This is a genomic window from Mycobacterium sp. SP-6446, assembly GCF_001954045.1.
GTDB lineage: Bacteria > Actinomycetota > Actinomycetes > Mycobacteriales > Mycobacteriaceae > Mycobacterium.
In genome coordinates this window covers 1-13,764 of sequence record NZ_MBEM01000114.1, presented here as the reverse complement: position 1 = coordinate 13,764, position 13,764 = coordinate 1, and the positions used below count along the sequence as shown (strand labels likewise).

The 13,764-nt window shown below is 65.6% G+C and carries 10 protein-coding genes and 1 pseudogene; 8 read left to right on the top strand and 3 right to left on the bottom strand.

What is annotated here, in order from left to right; all coding sequences use genetic code 11:
• The first annotated feature begins 79 nt into the window (after nt 1-79).
• The 4 genes from A5736_RS09925 to A5736_RS09910 all read left to right on the top strand — a co-directional run bounded on the left by A5736_RS09925 (nt 80) and on the right by A5736_RS09910 (nt 5,629).
• Entirely contained in the window at nt 80-1,729 is a 1,650-nt protein-coding gene (locus A5736_RS09925; RefSeq protein WP_076245918.1) for a (2,3-dihydroxybenzoyl)adenylate synthase, read from the top strand.
• A gap of 61 nt (nt 1,730-1,790) precedes the next feature.
• On the top strand, nt 1,791-2,216 hold the full coding sequence (locus A5736_RS09920) for a hypothetical protein (RefSeq protein WP_076124428.1): 426 nt from the start codon (nt 1,791-1,793) through the stop codon (nt 2,214-2,216).
• 186 nt (nt 2,217-2,402) lie between these two features.
• A complete protein-coding gene (locus A5736_RS09915; protein WP_076245916.1) occupies nt 2,403-2,801 on the top strand; it encodes an MmpS family transport accessory protein in 399 nt (132 codons plus the stop codon).
• A 47-nt stretch (nt 2,802-2,848) separates the two neighbouring features.
• The gene (locus tag A5736_RS09910) at nt 2,849-5,629 is read left to right on the top strand and encodes an RND family transporter (RefSeq protein WP_371328373.1); all 2,781 of its coding nucleotides are present in this window, start codon (nt 2,849-2,851) and stop codon (nt 5,627-5,629) included.
• On the opposite strand, the gene A5736_RS09905 is transcribed toward A5736_RS09910, so the two are convergent.
• Together A5736_RS09905 and A5736_RS09900 are read right to left on the bottom strand one after the other, a co-directional pair.
• Nucleotides 5,626-7,074, bottom strand: a complete 1,449-nt coding sequence (locus tag A5736_RS09905) for an FAD-binding oxidoreductase (RefSeq protein ID WP_076245912.1) — start codon at nt 7,072-7,074, stop codon at nt 5,626-5,628. The two genes, A5736_RS09910 and A5736_RS09905, sit on opposite strands and share 4 nt — an antisense overlap.
• A gap of 115 nt (nt 7,075-7,189) precedes the next feature.
• Complete coding sequence (locus tag A5736_RS09900) at nt 7,190-8,539, bottom strand: salicylate synthase (protein ID WP_076245910.1); 1,350 nt, start codon at nt 8,537-8,539, stop codon at nt 7,190-7,192.
• A 359-nt stretch (nt 8,540-8,898) separates the two neighbouring features.
• Between A5736_RS09900 and A5736_RS09895 the strand changes: the two genes are divergently transcribed.
• On the top strand, nt 8,899-10,140 hold the full coding sequence (locus A5736_RS09895) for a sodium-dependent bicarbonate transport family permease (RefSeq protein ID WP_076245908.1): 1,242 nt from the start codon (nt 8,899-8,901) through the stop codon (nt 10,138-10,140).
• A 229-nt stretch (nt 10,141-10,369) separates the two neighbouring features.
• Nucleotides 10,370-11,587: a sodium-dependent bicarbonate transport family permease gene (locus A5736_RS09890; protein WP_076245906.1), complete on the top strand. Its 1,218-nt coding sequence runs from the start codon at nt 10,370-10,372 to the stop codon at nt 11,585-11,587.
• A gap of 3 nt (nt 11,588-11,590) precedes the next feature.
• Here A5736_RS09890 and hemW read toward each other — a convergent pair whose 3' ends face one another.
• Entirely contained in the window at nt 11,591-12,763 is a 1,173-nt protein-coding gene (gene hemW, locus A5736_RS09885) for a radical SAM family heme chaperone HemW (RefSeq protein ID WP_076245904.1), read from the bottom strand.
• Between the two features lie 167 nt (nt 12,764-12,930).
• Between hemW and A5736_RS27200 the strand changes: the two genes are divergently transcribed.
• A complete protein-coding gene (locus A5736_RS27200; protein WP_371328371.1) occupies nt 12,931-13,023 on the top strand; it encodes an Ms4527A family Cys-rich leader peptide in 93 nt (30 codons plus the stop codon).
• 115 nt (nt 13,024-13,138) lie between these two features.
• Nucleotides 13,139-13,764 (top strand): annotated as a pseudogene (locus A5736_RS09875) (nitrite/sulfite reductase); the annotation flags it as partial.

Genomic DNA, 13,764 nt, shown 5'->3' with positions numbered 1-13,764 from the left:
CAAAGGCTGCCCTAATTTCTTTGGGTACCCTATCCTCGATCACCGGGTCGCCGCCACTAGCCCCCCATTGAGGAGTCCGATGCCCGCACACACCGCACAGCCGGCGGCAACAGGCCTGGAGGGATTCGTGCCGTTCCCCGCCGATCGGGCCGCCGCGTACCGGGCGGCCGGGTATTGGACGGGCCGGACCGTGGATGCGATCCTCGCCGACGCGGCGCGGCGCTGGCCCGACCGGATCGCCGTGCTCGATGCAGTGCCGGGTGAGCAACTCAGCTACGCCGAACTCGACGAGCGGGCCGACCGTGCTGCGGCGGGGCTGCGCGGTCTGGGCATCGGACGGGGCGACCGGGTGTTGCTGCAGCTGCCGAACGGTTGCCAATTCGCGGTTGCGTTGTTCGGGCTGTTGCGCGCGCGGGCGATCCCGGTGATGTGTCTGCCCGGTCATCGGGCCGCCGAGTTGGGACACTTTGCCGCTGTCGGTCAAGCCAGCGCGCTGTTAATTGCCGACGCCGCAAACGGTTTCGACTATCGGGCGATGGCACGCCAGCTCGCCGAGGATCACCCCACGCTCCAGCACGTCGTCGTCGACGGCGACCCCGGCTCGTTCGTTTCGTGGCGGCGGCTGTGCGAGTCGGCGGCGGCTCCGGATACCGAAGCGCCGGTGGATCCGGAATCGCCTGCCCTGCTACTGGTTTCCGGCGGAACCACCGGCCTGCCCAAGCTCATTCCCCGCACGCACAACGACTACGTGTTCAACGCGACCGCGAGCGCCGACGTCTGCGGGCTCACCGCCGACGACGTCTGTCTGGTGGTGCTTTCCGCGGGCCACAACTTCCCGCTGGCCTGTCCTGGGCTACTCGGTGCGATGACGGTGGGCGCCACCACCGTGTTCGGCACCGACCCCAGCCCGGAGGCGGCCTTCGCCGCCATCGACCGGCACGGCGTCACCGTCACCGCCCTGGTGCCTGCGCTGGCCAAACTGTGGGCACAGGCCTGCGACTGGGAACCGCTGACACCGAAGTCGTTGCGGCTCTTGCAGGTTGGCGGTGCCAAACTGGAACCCGAGGACGCCCAACGGGTGCGCGCGACGCTGACCCCGGGCGTCCAGCAGGTGTTCGGGATGGCGGAAGGATTGCTCAATTTCACCCGTCCCGGCGATCAGCCGGAATTGCTCGACGGCACCCAGGGCCGGCCATTGTGCGCGGCTGACGAACTGCGCATCGTCGACGGCGCGGGCGAGCCGGTGGCGCCCGGCGAAGAGGGCGAGCTGCTGGTGCGCGGCCCCTATACGTTCAACGGTTACTTCCGTGCCGAGCGCGACAACGAACGCTGCTTCGATCCCGACGGGTTCTTCCGCAGCGGCGACCTGGTCCGCCGCCGGGAAGACGGCTACCTGGTGGTCACCGGGCGGGTGAAGGACGTGATCTGCCGCGGCGGTGAGACCATTGCGGCCGCGGACCTCGAAGAGCAGCTGCTAAGCCACCCCGCGATCTTCTCTGCCGCGGCCGTCGCGCTGCCCGACCCCTACCTTGGCGAAAAGATTTGCGTCGCCGTCGTTTTCACCGGCGAACCCCTCAGCCTGGCGCAACTGAACACTTATCTCGACCGACGCGGTGTGGCCGCGCACGCCCGGCCCGACATGTTGGTCGCGATGCCCTCGCTGCCCACCACACCCATCGGCAAGGTCGACAAAAAGGCGATCGCCCGACAGGTCGGCGCCGTGGGCTGACGCCAAGCGCCGGCCGCGTGCGCGATGCTAAGTTCGACGGCAGGCGCGAAGGAGCCGAACAATGGGTGAAGCTTTATGGGGTTTTCTGACGGTACTCGCCCTCGTGCTGGCGCTGGTGTTCGCGGCGGTTGCTTTCGTCTTCACAATGCAGTTGCGCAACCGACCGCCTACCGCGATAGGCGAAGAAATAGGCAGCGCCAGGGCGGTCACGCAAAAGGTGCGCAAACGCGAACCGCTGTCACCCGATGAGTTGGACTATGCGCGGCAAATCATCGCCGCTCGCAGCTCGTTGATGGCGTTGTGCATCCCCGGCGCTCTATTCATGGTGGGCTGCTTTTATGTGTTCGGCAGCCTTTACCACCTGCATGGGGCGACGCCCTCCGAGCGGACATTTCTCGGGGTTTTCCCCATGCTGGCCGGGACGAACCTCACGGTTCAGGTTCTCAGAAGCGCAAGGCTGAAAAGGCACCTGCGCAAGGCGTACTGAGGCGTTCCGGCGCAGTGCCGATCGTCTGGGCGCGGTCCCATTTCCCGTTAGGCACATGACCGTCTACTATCTGCATGGGCATGAAGGCGGGGGCGGGATGCGCAGACGAGATCCGGAACCGAAGTTCGGAGAGGTGATCGAGTGAGCCCTCGTTCGGTCGGCAGGACCGTCTTGGCACGCGTCTGGATGCCATTGGTGGCGGTCATTGCTATCGGCGTGGGCGCGGTGGCCATGGTGAAGGTGCACCAGTTCTCTAATCCCCCGCCCGTCATCACCGTCAATGAGCCGGCAGCGCCTCCGGAGTTCAGTATCAAACGGCTCACGTACGAGTTGTTCGGCTCCGTCGGCGATGGCGGGATGCTCGTCTGGGTGGACATCAACGGACATCCACACCAGGTCGATCTCACGACCTTGCCGTGGTCGCATACGGAGTCGACCACACTCACGGTGGTGTCCGGCAGCATCTCGGCGCAGGTTCATGGTGGTCAAGTCGGCTGCCGGTTACGGGTAAATGGCGTGGTCCGCGCTGAACAATCCGATGCTCATCAGGACGCACACGTCTATTGCCTGGTGAAATCCGCATGAGCGACCACCAGGCGCAGCCTCGGGCGAAGCGCCCCTTGGCCCCCAGGATGGTCCGCATCTTCGCGATACCGATCATCGCCTTCTGGGGCCTGCTCGCCGTGTCGACGAACACCTTCATGCCGCAGGTCGAGAGGGTTGCGGAAGAGCTCGCGGGGCCACTGGTCCCGCACTACGCGCCGTCACAGCGCGCGCTGCTAAGCATCGGCGCGAAGTTCCACGAGTCGAATTCGACCAGCCTGGCCATGATCGTGCTCGAAGCCAACCGGCCATTGGGCGACGCGGATCATCGGTACTACGACGATCTGATGCGCCGGTTCAAGCAAGACCCCAAGCATGTGCAGTACGCCATGGATCTGTGGGGGAAGCCGATCACCGCGGCAGGGGCCCAGAGCCTCGACGGCAAGTGCGCATACGTGCTGTTGCGTCTCGCGGGCGATATCGGCCAGATGCAAGCGAATGAGTCCGTTGCCGCCGTTCGGGATATCGTCGCCAAGGACGCGCCGCCGCCCGGGCTCAGGGTCTATGTCAGCGGCGCGGCCCCGCTCGCCAAAGACACTGTGGCTATTGCGAATTCGAGCCTGAACAACATCACGATCGTGACGGTCTTACTCATCACCGCGATGTTGCTGCTGGTGTACCGCTCCATCGTCAGCCTGTTTGTGCCGTTGGCCGGAGTTCTGTTCGAGATGCTGGTCGCGAAGGGGGTTATCGCCACCCTTGGGCATCTCGGGTACATCGAGCTCTCGTCATTCGCCGTGAACATCGTCGTCGCGCTGACGCTGGGAGCGGGGACGGACTACGGCATCTTCTTGATGGGGCGCTACCACGAGGCCCGACACGACGGCGAAAGCAGGGAGGAGGCGTTTTACACCGCGTACAAGAGCGTCACACCCGTCATCCTCGGCTCGGGGCTGACGATCGCGGGGGCGTGTTATTGCCTGACTTTCGCGCGACTCAACTATTTCCACACCATGGGGCCGGCCGTCGCGATCAGCATGCTGTTTACCATCGCGGCAGCGCTGACGCTGGGCCCGGCCTTCTTGACGGTGGGCAGTCTTTTCGGGCTCTTCGACCCAAGGAGCAAGGCCAAGGCGCATCTGTATCGGCGGTTCGGGACGAGCGTGGTCCGGTGGCCGGTGCCGATCCTCTTCGCCAGCGCCGCCGCCGTTCTGCTTGGGGCGATCTTCGTGCCGACGTACCGGCAGAATTACGACGACCGCCAGTACCAGCCGCACAACTCCCCGGCTAACCTCGGTTTCCAGGCCGCCGACCGGCACTTCCCGAAGAGCAAGCTGTTCTCCGAGATGCTGATGATCGAGTCAGATCACGACATGCGGAACTCGGGTGACTTCATCTCACTAGACCGCGCGGCCAAGGCCCTCGAACGCCTTCCCGGCGTCGCGATGGTGCAAAGCATCACCAGGCCCATGGGCCGAGCTTTGGAACATGCCACCATTCCCTACCTGTTCACTACACAAGGCAGCGGGAGCGGTCAACAGCTTCCGTTCACCAAGCAGCAAAACGCCAATACCAACGAGCAGGCACAGATTACGCAGCACACGGTCGCGGTCCTGCGCAAAGAGATCGGCTTCTTCCAAACGATGTCGGATGAGATGCACAAGACGGTCATCACCATGGAGGACATGCAACAGGTCACCGATGAGTTGAGGTCGAACCTGGCCAACCTCGAAGACTTCTTCCGGCCGATGCGCAGCTATTTCTATTGGGAGAAGCACTGTTTCGACATTCCCATCTGCTACGCATTCAGGTCGCTGTTCGAATCGGTCGACGGCCTAGACAAAATGGCCGACGACATCAAGGACGCCGTAAATTCTCTCGAGGTCATCGACAAGACCTTGCCGCAAATCATCACGCAGCTGAAGCTCACGGCCGACGACTCGGAGGCGTTAGCCTCGCTATTGGTCAGCACCTACGGCCAGTCTTCTCTGCAGTCCACCCAGACCGACCAGACGTTCGAAGACCAGATCAATGTGGGGCTCGACTTCGACCAGTCACGCAGCGACGACTTCTTTTACATCCCGCACGAGGCCTTCGACAACGAGGACGTCAAAACCGGTATGCAGCTGCTGATGTCGCCCGACGGCAAGGCGGCCCGGCTGATCATCACCCATGTGGGCGATGCCAACGGCCCCGAAGGCGTGCGGCACGTAGAACAGTTCCCCACGGCGATAACGGTGGCGCTCAAAGAGACTTCGCTGGCCGGCTCGAAGGTTTATATCGGCGGTTCGGGATCAACCAACAAGGACATCAAGCAGTACGCGGCGTCCGATCTGCTGATCGTGGCGATCGCGGCCTTCGTGCTGATCTTCTTGATCATGTTGTTCCTCACCAGAAGCCTGATGGCGGCCGTTGTCATCCCCGGCACGGTGGCCTTCTCCTACGCCGGGGCGTTCGGGCTCTCCATCCTCGTGTGGCAGCACCTGATCGGCCTGCCGCTGCACTGGTTGGTATTGCCGCTGACGTTCATCATCCTGGTGGCGGTGGGTTCGGACTACAACCTGCTGCTGATCCTTCGTGTCAAAGAGGAGCTGCACGCCGGAATCCACACCGGCCTGATCCGCGCGCTCGGAAGCACCGGCGGCGTAGTGACTTCCGCCGGTTTGGTGTTCGCGTTCACCATGCTGGCAATGCTCACCAGCGATCTGCGCACCGTCGGCCAGGTGGGTTCGACCGTCTGCATCGGCCTGCTCCTCGACACGCTGATCGTGCGTTCGTTCATCGTGCCGTGCATCCTGCGGATCCTCGGGCCGTGGTTCTGGTGGCCAACCCTGGTGCGGTCGCGCCCATTACCCCAGCGAGCGGGCTAGAAGTTCAGCCCGGAGAACATGATTCGGCTGGGGTCGTACTTCTGCCGTACGGCGGTCAGCCGGGCCAGGTTCGGGCCGAAATACCGCGACGGCGGCTGGTTGGCCTCGATGTAGTTCACGTAGCCGCCCACCGAATACTGTTGTACCGCTTGGTGTGCCGTGCTGAGCCAGCTGGTCGCGGCGGTCGGGTCACCGGTCTCGACGTACCACTGCACCAGGGCGGACTGCTGGCGCCACGGATATGCCGTGGCGTCCGGTGCCACGCTGGCGAGGGCACCATCGAGCGCGTGCATGATGGCGAGCATGCGGCCCGCGCCGCGCGGAAAAGCATTGACGGCCGAGGCGATCCCCTGGGCGACCGCGGCGTTGACGGTCGGAAAGACATCGGATCCGCCGACGTACCCCAGCGGCGACGGGTTGAGGTTCCCGACGGCGAGATAGTTCACCAGGTCCATGTAGTTGAACGTGTGGCTCTCGGTGCCGGACGGTTGTATTCCCACCGCTCGGGTGATGGCCGCGGCGGTGCCGTTTCCCGATCCGGCCGGGCAGGTGGCCAGGATCCGGCAATGCGTGCCCATCGGGTCGACGGTGGCGTCGGCCAGTGCCCAGCGGTTCCGGTCGGCGGTGCGCAGCCAATTCTGCCAACCGACTAGCACCTGGGCGAACGACTGCGGCGGGAAGTTGAGGTTGACGGCGTCGACGTCCTTGGTCGGGAATGTCGCGAAGGTCAGCGCGGTCGTCACGCCGAAGTTGCCGCCACCGCCGCCGCGTAGCGCCCAGAACAGATCGGGGTTGCTGCCGGCGGACGCGGTGACCGCCTGGCCGCTGGGCAGCACCACGGATGCCGACGTCAACTGGTCGCACAGCAGGCCCGCGTGCCGGGACTGGGCGCCCATTCCGCCGCCCAGGGCGTGCCCCGCGGCCCCGACCGAGGGGCAGGTACCCGTCGGGACGCCGCGGCCGGCCGCGGCCAGGGTCCGGTGCATCGTGTACAGACTGGTCGCCGGCGTCACAGTGACCTGCCCGGTGGAGGCGTCGTAGTTGGCGTCCCCGGGCAGCTGTCGCAGGTCGAGCACCATGGCGCCATTCGCGGTGGACGCCCCGATATAGGAGTGCCCACCGCTGCGCGGGGCGACCTTGAGGTTGTTGGCGGCGGCGAAGGCCATCGCCTTTTGCACGTCGGCCGCCGATTTCGGGGTGACGATCGCCGCTGGCGTATAGCCGTTGTAGTTGGTGTTGAAAACCTGCTTGGCCGAGCCGAATTGGGGACTGCCCGGTAGCAATACCTCCCCGCCGAGGGCGTTCGACAGACCGTCCCAGCCGGTGGCGTTCGGAGCGGCGGTGGCGCGCACCCAGCCGATGCGGCCCGATCCGAGCACCGCGCCGGCGGCCAATGCCCCGGCGGCGCCCCGCAGGAACGCCTGCCGCGAGATTTCACGCGCCATCGTCGGGCTCCCGCGATTGCGTCATGTTCGGCATTCTCGACCACGAAAACCGCGGTGCCTCGCGACGTGACGTGGGGTGACACAAACGTGCCCCAACCGTTACTCGGCTGGACCGCTAGCGACGCGCAACCAAATACGGTGCCAGCGTTGAGAGCTTCTCGCAGGTCTCCTCGAATTCGCGTTCGGGGTCCGACGCCGCGATGATGCCCGCGCCCGCCCTCAGCCACGTCGCACCGTCGCGCTCGTAGGCCGCCCGCAGCGTCAGCGCGGCGTCCAGCCCGCCATCCGCTGAAATCATCACCACCGCACCGGAATACAGGCCACGCGGGTGATCGTCGAGGCGCAGGATGGCGTCGACACCCGCCGCCTTCGGGATGCCCGAGGCGGTGACCGCCGGAAAGAGCGCTTCCAGCGCGTCCATCCGGTCGCGCGAGGGGTCCAGCCGGGCGCTGATCGTCGAGCCGAGATGTTGCACGCTGCCCCGCTCCCGCACGGTCATGAAATCGGTGACCACCGGTGTGCCCGGCACGGCGACCTCGGTGATCTCGTGCAGCGAGCTGCGCACCGAAATCGCATGCTCGACAATCTCTTTCGAATTCGATTCGAGATCGTCACGAGCCTCGCGATCCCGGGCGGGACCGCGACCGAGCGCGCGGGTTCCGGCCAGGGGTTCGGTCACCACCTCGCCTTCGTGGACGGCGGCGACAAGTTCGGGGCTGTAGCCGACGGCGCGAATTCCGCCCAGGCGCAACAAAAACGACCGCACCGGGGTGTTGTGCCGGCGGCCCAGCCGATACGTGGCCGGGAAGTCCACCGCGAAAGGCACTTCAACGCAACGAGACAGGATCACCTTGTGGTAGTTGCCCGCGCCGATCTCGCCGACGGCCGTCGCCACGCGATCGCGGTAGCCGGACGGGTCGGCGGTCACGCCGACTTCGCGGGCGTCGCCCGCGCGCGGAACACCGGCTTCGAGTAGGCCGAGCACCGCCTCGCGGTGAGATGTGCCCGCGTTGAAAAGCTGAACCGTCTCCGAGGTCACCACAATGCGGGTGCGTGGCCAAAACAATCGGGCCAGCGGGGTTCGCGGTGACAGCCGCTGCTGCAGCCCGAAGCGGTAGACGCCGAATTCAAACGCGATCCAGCCGAACACCTGGTCGGTTTCCAGCAACAACCGATCGACGGTCTCACCCAGGACCGGGCCCGGCCGACCGGACCACTGTTGCCGCTGAACCGCGCCGTCGCGGACGACGCGCAGTTCGTCGCTGTCCAGTTCGACCATGGCCTGCACACCGCTGGCCAGCACCCATTGACCACCGTGCTCGTAGAGCAGGTACTCCTCGCCCAACCGCTCGGGCAGCACCGCAGCCAGCTCCGCCGCCAGGTCGGCGGGGTCGATATGGGCGGGGAGCGGAATCGGTGGTGACGTGGTACCGGCGGAACTCGGCGAAACGCTGACGTCGGTCACGGTTAGTAAATGTAGCCTAACCTATGTAAGCGCGCGCAACCCCCGGCCGCGCGGCGTCGGTGCCGCCCCTCCCCCGGCGTGTCCGGGCGACACCAACGCCACACAGTGAATCCCCAGAAAAGTCACAGCGGATTCACGTCGAGCGTCGCTTACACCGGCCCACCAGCGGCGCTGTGACCACGAACTTTGGCGGAATCAGCCATTTGGATACGCCTGTGTTAAACCCTGACGCTTCGCGCTGTGTCCGAGTGGCGGACGCCCACCGGCGGGGTTAAATTCTTGCACGGTCTTGGGAATTCTTGGTGGCCCGGTTGCGGACGGTGCTTCCCCTGATCGTCGCTTAAACAAGAGAGGCACCAATGCTGCAAGAGTTCTGGCACAACTTCACGCACAACCTGTTCAAGCCGCTCCTGCTGTTCTTCTACTTCGGCTTCCTGATCCCGATCCTCAAGGTGCGGTTCGAATTCCCGTACGTGATCTACCAGGGCCTGACGATGTACCTGCTGCTGGCCATCGGCTGGCACGGAGGCGAAGAACTCGCCAAGATCAATGCCTCCAGCGTCGGGGTCATCGTGGGATTCATGGTGCTGGGCTTCGTGCTGAACTTCGTGATCGGCGGCATCGCCTACTTGCTGCTGAATTGGCTGACATCCCTGAGAAGCGTCGACCGCGCAACGGTGGCCGGCTACTACGGGTCGGACTCCGCGGGAACGTTTGCCACTTGCGTGGCAGTCCTGACCGCCGTTGGCATCGCCTTCAACGCCTACATGCCCGTCATGTTGGCCGTCATGGAGGTGCCCGGCTGCTTGGTCGCCCTGTACCTGGTGGCGCGCTTGCGACACCGGGGGTTGGACTCGGCGGGCTACATGCCCAACGAGGCCGGATACACGCCGGCCGTCAAGGTCGGAGTCGGTCCCGGCACGCCGGCGCGGCCGCCACAGGGCGCGAGCCTTGAGTCCGAGGACGAGCGCGCCCTCGAGCAGGAGCTGGAGCTTTCGCTGGAGAAGATGGAGCATCCGGAGTGGGAGCCCGAGCGGAGCGCGACGACTGTGCAGGCCAAGGCGCCCCTGTTCTCCCGCGAGCTCTTCCAGGAAGTCTTCCTCAACCCTGGGCTGGTCCTGCTGTTCGGCGGCATCGTCATCGGCCTCATCAGCGGGTTGCAGGGGCAGAAGGTCGTCGCGGACGACGACAAGTTCTTCGTGTTGGCATTTCAGGGCGTGCTGTGTCTGTTCCTGCTGGAGATGGGCATGACGGCGTCGCGCAAGTTGAAGGACCTGCGAAGCGCGGGCTTCGGTTTCATCTTCTACGGCCTGCTGGCACCGAATCTCTTTGCGACGCTGGGGATTTTCGCCGCCTACACCTACGCCTACCTGACCCACACCGACTTCAAGACCGGGACCTACGTGCTCTTCGCGGTGCTGTGCGGTGCGGCGTCCTACATCGCCGTACCGGCGGTCCAGCGGCTGGCGATCCCGGAAGCAAGCCCGACGTTGCCGCTGGCCGCCTCGCTCGGTCTGACGTTCTCCTACAACGTCACCATCGGGATCCCGCTGTACATCGAGATCGTCCGGATCGTCGGGCACTGGTTCCCGGGCACGTAACGGACAAAATCGGCGCGGCCGCAGCGGGATTCGGCCGTCGCGATGGCCGCGGTGCCGACGAGGCAATGCCCTGCGCTTCCTCCGCGATGCGAGCGTGTTAATTGTTCGTAAAGAGGGCTTCACTAAGTTGACTCCGCTGCGGTGAGTCCTCAAGGTTTTAGTGAGTCCTCGGACGCCGCGCGTCAGTTGCCGCTCCCGACTCGGCCGGGCCAGCTCACCAGGAGGCGCGATGGTTCAGGAGTTGTGGCTGAACTTCACCCACAATCTCTTCAAGCCGCTGCTGCTGTTCTTCTACTTCGGCTTCCTGATCCCAATCCTCAAGGTACGGTTCGAGTTTCCCTACGCGATCTATCAAGGCCTCACCATGTACCTGCTGGTGGCGATCGGCTGGCAGGGCGGTGAAGAACTCGCCAAAGTCAAACCCGCCGACATCGACAACATCGCCGGCTTCGTGGCGGTGGGCATCGCGTCGAATTTCGTGATCGGCGCGCTGACCTATTTCGTGCTGAGGTACCTGACCCGGCTGCGGCGGATCGACAGGGCGACGGTCGCCGGTTACTACGGATCCGATTCGGCGGGAACGTTCGCCACGTGCGTGGCCGTCCTCGCGGGCCTCGGCATGGCCTTCGACGCCTACATGCCCGTCATGTTGGCCTTCATGGAGATTCCCGGCTGCCTGGTGGCGCTGTACCTGGTAGCTCGGATGCGGCACAGGGGGATGGACGAGGCGGGGTTCATGCCGGACGAGGTCGGATACGCGGCCCCCGCGCGGGTCGGGCCGGGCGCGGCCACCCAGCGAGTCGGCAGCCTCACCGACGACGCCGAGCGCGGCATCGAGGAGGAGCTGGAGTTCGCCCTGGAAAAGCGGGCGCACCCCGAGTGGTACGCGGCACCGGAGCGCATGAAGGCTCCGCTGTTCTCGCGCGAAATCCTGCAGGAGGTGTTCCTCAATCCCGGCCTGATTCTGCTCGTCGGCGGCATCGCGATCGGCTTCATCAGTGCACTGCAGGGACAGAAGGTCGTTCACGACCAGAACGAGCTCTTCGTCGCGGCGTTCCAGGGAGTGCTCTGCCTGTTCCTGCTCGAGATGGGCATGTCGGCGTCGCGCAAGTTGCGGGATCTCAGGCTCGCCGGCAGCGGGTTCATCTTCTTCGGCTTGCTGGCGCCGAATTTGTTTGCCGCGCTTGGCATCCTGGCCGCCCACGCCTACTCCTACCTCACCGACACCCACTTCCAGCCGGGCACCTACGTGCTGTTCGCGGTGCTGTGCGGCAGCGCGTCCTACATCACGCTCCCGGCGGTGCAGCACCTGGGCATCCCCGAGGCCAGCCCTACCTTGCCGCTGGCCGCCTCGTTGGGTTTGACGTTTTCCTACACCGTCACAATCGGGATTCCGCTGTACATCGAGATGGTTCGCGTTGTCGGGCACTGGTTCCCGGCTACCTGAGCACTACCCCAGCAGCGTCCGCACGACCGCGTCGGCAAGCAGCCGCCCGCGCGCCGTGAGGACCAGGCGCTCGCCCTCGGGCTCCAACAACCCGTCGGCGACGACGGCTTGCGCACGTTCGCGTTCGGTGGAGTCCAGCCGGTCCAGCGGAAGTCCTTGGCGCAGGCGAGTTTTCAGGAGCACGTCTTCGGTGTGCAGGGCGTCGGGCCCGAGCTGCTCGAAGCCCGCGACCGGCACCGCGGCGCGCGTCAGCATCTCGGCATAAGTGTTGGGGTGCTTGACATTCCACCATCGCGTCGCGCCGACGTATCCGTGCGCGCCGGGGCCCGCCCCCCACCATTCGCCGCCGTCCCAGTAGCCGAGGTTGTGCCGGCACTCGCCGCCGGGCCGCGACCAGTTGGACACCTCATACCAGGCCATCCCGGCCGCCGACAGCTTGGCGTCGACCAGCTCGTAGCGATGCGCCAGCACATCGTCGTCGGGGGCGTCGAGCTCGCCGCGCCGGACCCGCCGGGCAAGCGCGGTGCCCTCCTCGACGAGCAGGGCATAGGCCGACACGTGATCGACGCCCGCCTCGAGGGCCGCGTCGACCGAACGCATCAGGTCGTCGTCGGTTTCCCCGGGGGTTCCATAGATCAGGTCGAGGTTGACGTGTTCGAAGCCCGCGGCCATCGCCTCGCCGGCCGCGGCGGCCGCGCGCCCGGGCGAGTGCACGCGATCGAGGGTCGCCAACACCCGTGGGGCCACCGACTGCATGCCCAGCGACACGCGCGTGTATCCGGCCGCGCGGATGGCATCGAAGAATTCCGGCCACGTCGACTCGGGGTTGGCCTCGGTGGTCACCTCGGCATCGGGTGCCAGTACGAACTGGTCGCGCACCATGCCCAGCAGCGCGGCCAGGCGTTCGCCGCCCAGCAGCGACGGCGTCCCGCCCCCGACGAACACCGTGTTCACCGTCGGTGCGTCCAGCCGCGCCGCCGCGAGTTCGAGCTCCGCGCGCAGCGCCTCCAGCCAGGCGTCGGGGTTGACGCCACCCAACTCCGCGGGCGTGTAGGTGTTGAAGTCGCAGTAACCGCAGCGAGTGATGCAGAACGGGACATGCACATACAGCCCGAACGGCCGCCCACGCGTCGCCTGCATGTCGGGCAGGTCGGCCGATGCGTCGGGAAGTGCCATGCCAAATGATCCCACGGCGGGCGGGATCGGCCGGATGCCCGATTCCTCCCAGGGAATACTCCGCTTTCGCAACCCGTTCGCCCAGGATGGATCGCTAGTTTTAATCACCGTGAGGAGAAATTTCACCTGGTTGCGAAGCTCGTCGGTATTCATGGCAGAATGGGCGCGTGACCGTCGCCAACCGCAGCCTGCGTATCGCCCTCGTGGCGCGGCGGCATATCGACCTCAAGCGCGTCTGTAGCTGTTGCTGTCTGCCTTGACGTCGTAGACCCAGCCCACCTGTACCTCCAGCTGGCCCCCGGATCTGCGCAGCCCGGAGATACCGGTTTCCTGCGCGCTGATGGCTGACAACGTTCGCGAAGGAGAACCCCCCGAATGACCACCGCACGTCCCGCAAAGCCCCGTAGCGAGGGCCAGTGGGCGCTGGGTGATCGCGAGCCGCTGAACCCCAACGAAGAAATGAAGCAGGCCGGCGCCCCCCTCGAGGTCCGCGAGCGCATCGAGAATATCTATGCCAAGGGCGGATTCGACAGCATCGACAAAAGTGACCTGCGGGGTCGTTTCCGCTGGTGGGGCCTGTACACGCAGCGCGAGCAGGGTTACGACGGCACGTTCACCGGCGACGACAATGCCGAGTTGCTCGAAGCCCAGTACTTCATGATGCGGGTGCGCTGCGACGGCGGCGCGCTGTCGAGCGCCGCTCTGCGCACGGTGGGCCAGATCTCGACCGAGTTCGGCAGGGACACCGCCGACATCTCCGACCGCCAGAACGTGCAGATCCACTGGGTCGAGGTGGAGAACGTCCCGGAAATCTGGCGCCGGCTCGCCGATGTCGGCTTGCAGACCGCCGAGGCGTGCGGTGACTGCCCGCGCGTGATTCTGGGCTCGCCGCTGGCCGGCGAGTCACTCGACGAGGTGCTAGATCCCACCTGGGCGATCGACGAGATCGTGCGCCGCTACATCGGCCAGCCCGACTTCGCCGACCTGCCGCGCAAGTACAA

Coding starts and splice junctions, on each gene's coding strand:
- hemW (WP_076245904.1), bottom strand. CDS start 12,763: ATGGCACTTCCCGACGCATCGGCCGACCTGCCCGACATGCAGGCGACG.
- A5736_RS09910 (WP_371328373.1), top strand. CDS start 2,849: ATGGTCCGCATCTTCGCGATACCGATCATCGCCTTCTGGGGCCTGCTC.
- A5736_RS09890 (WP_076245906.1), top strand. CDS start 10,370: ATGGTTCAGGAGTTGTGGCTGAACTTCACCCACAATCTCTTCAAGCCG.
- A5736_RS09895 (WP_076245908.1), top strand. CDS start 8,899: ATGCTGCAAGAGTTCTGGCACAACTTCACGCACAACCTGTTCAAGCCG.
- A5736_RS09920 (WP_076124428.1), top strand. CDS start 1,791: ATGGGTGAAGCTTTATGGGGTTTTCTGACGGTACTCGCCCTCGTGCTG.
- A5736_RS09925 (WP_076245918.1), top strand. CDS start 80: ATGCCCGCACACACCGCACAGCCGGCGGCAACAGGCCTGGAGGGATTC.
- A5736_RS09915 (WP_076245916.1), top strand. CDS start 2,403: ATGCCATTGGTGGCGGTCATTGCTATCGGCGTGGGCGCGGTGGCCATG.
- A5736_RS09905 (WP_076245912.1), bottom strand. CDS start 7,074: ATGGCGCGTGAAATCTCGCGGCAGGCGTTCCTGCGGGGCGCCGCCGGG.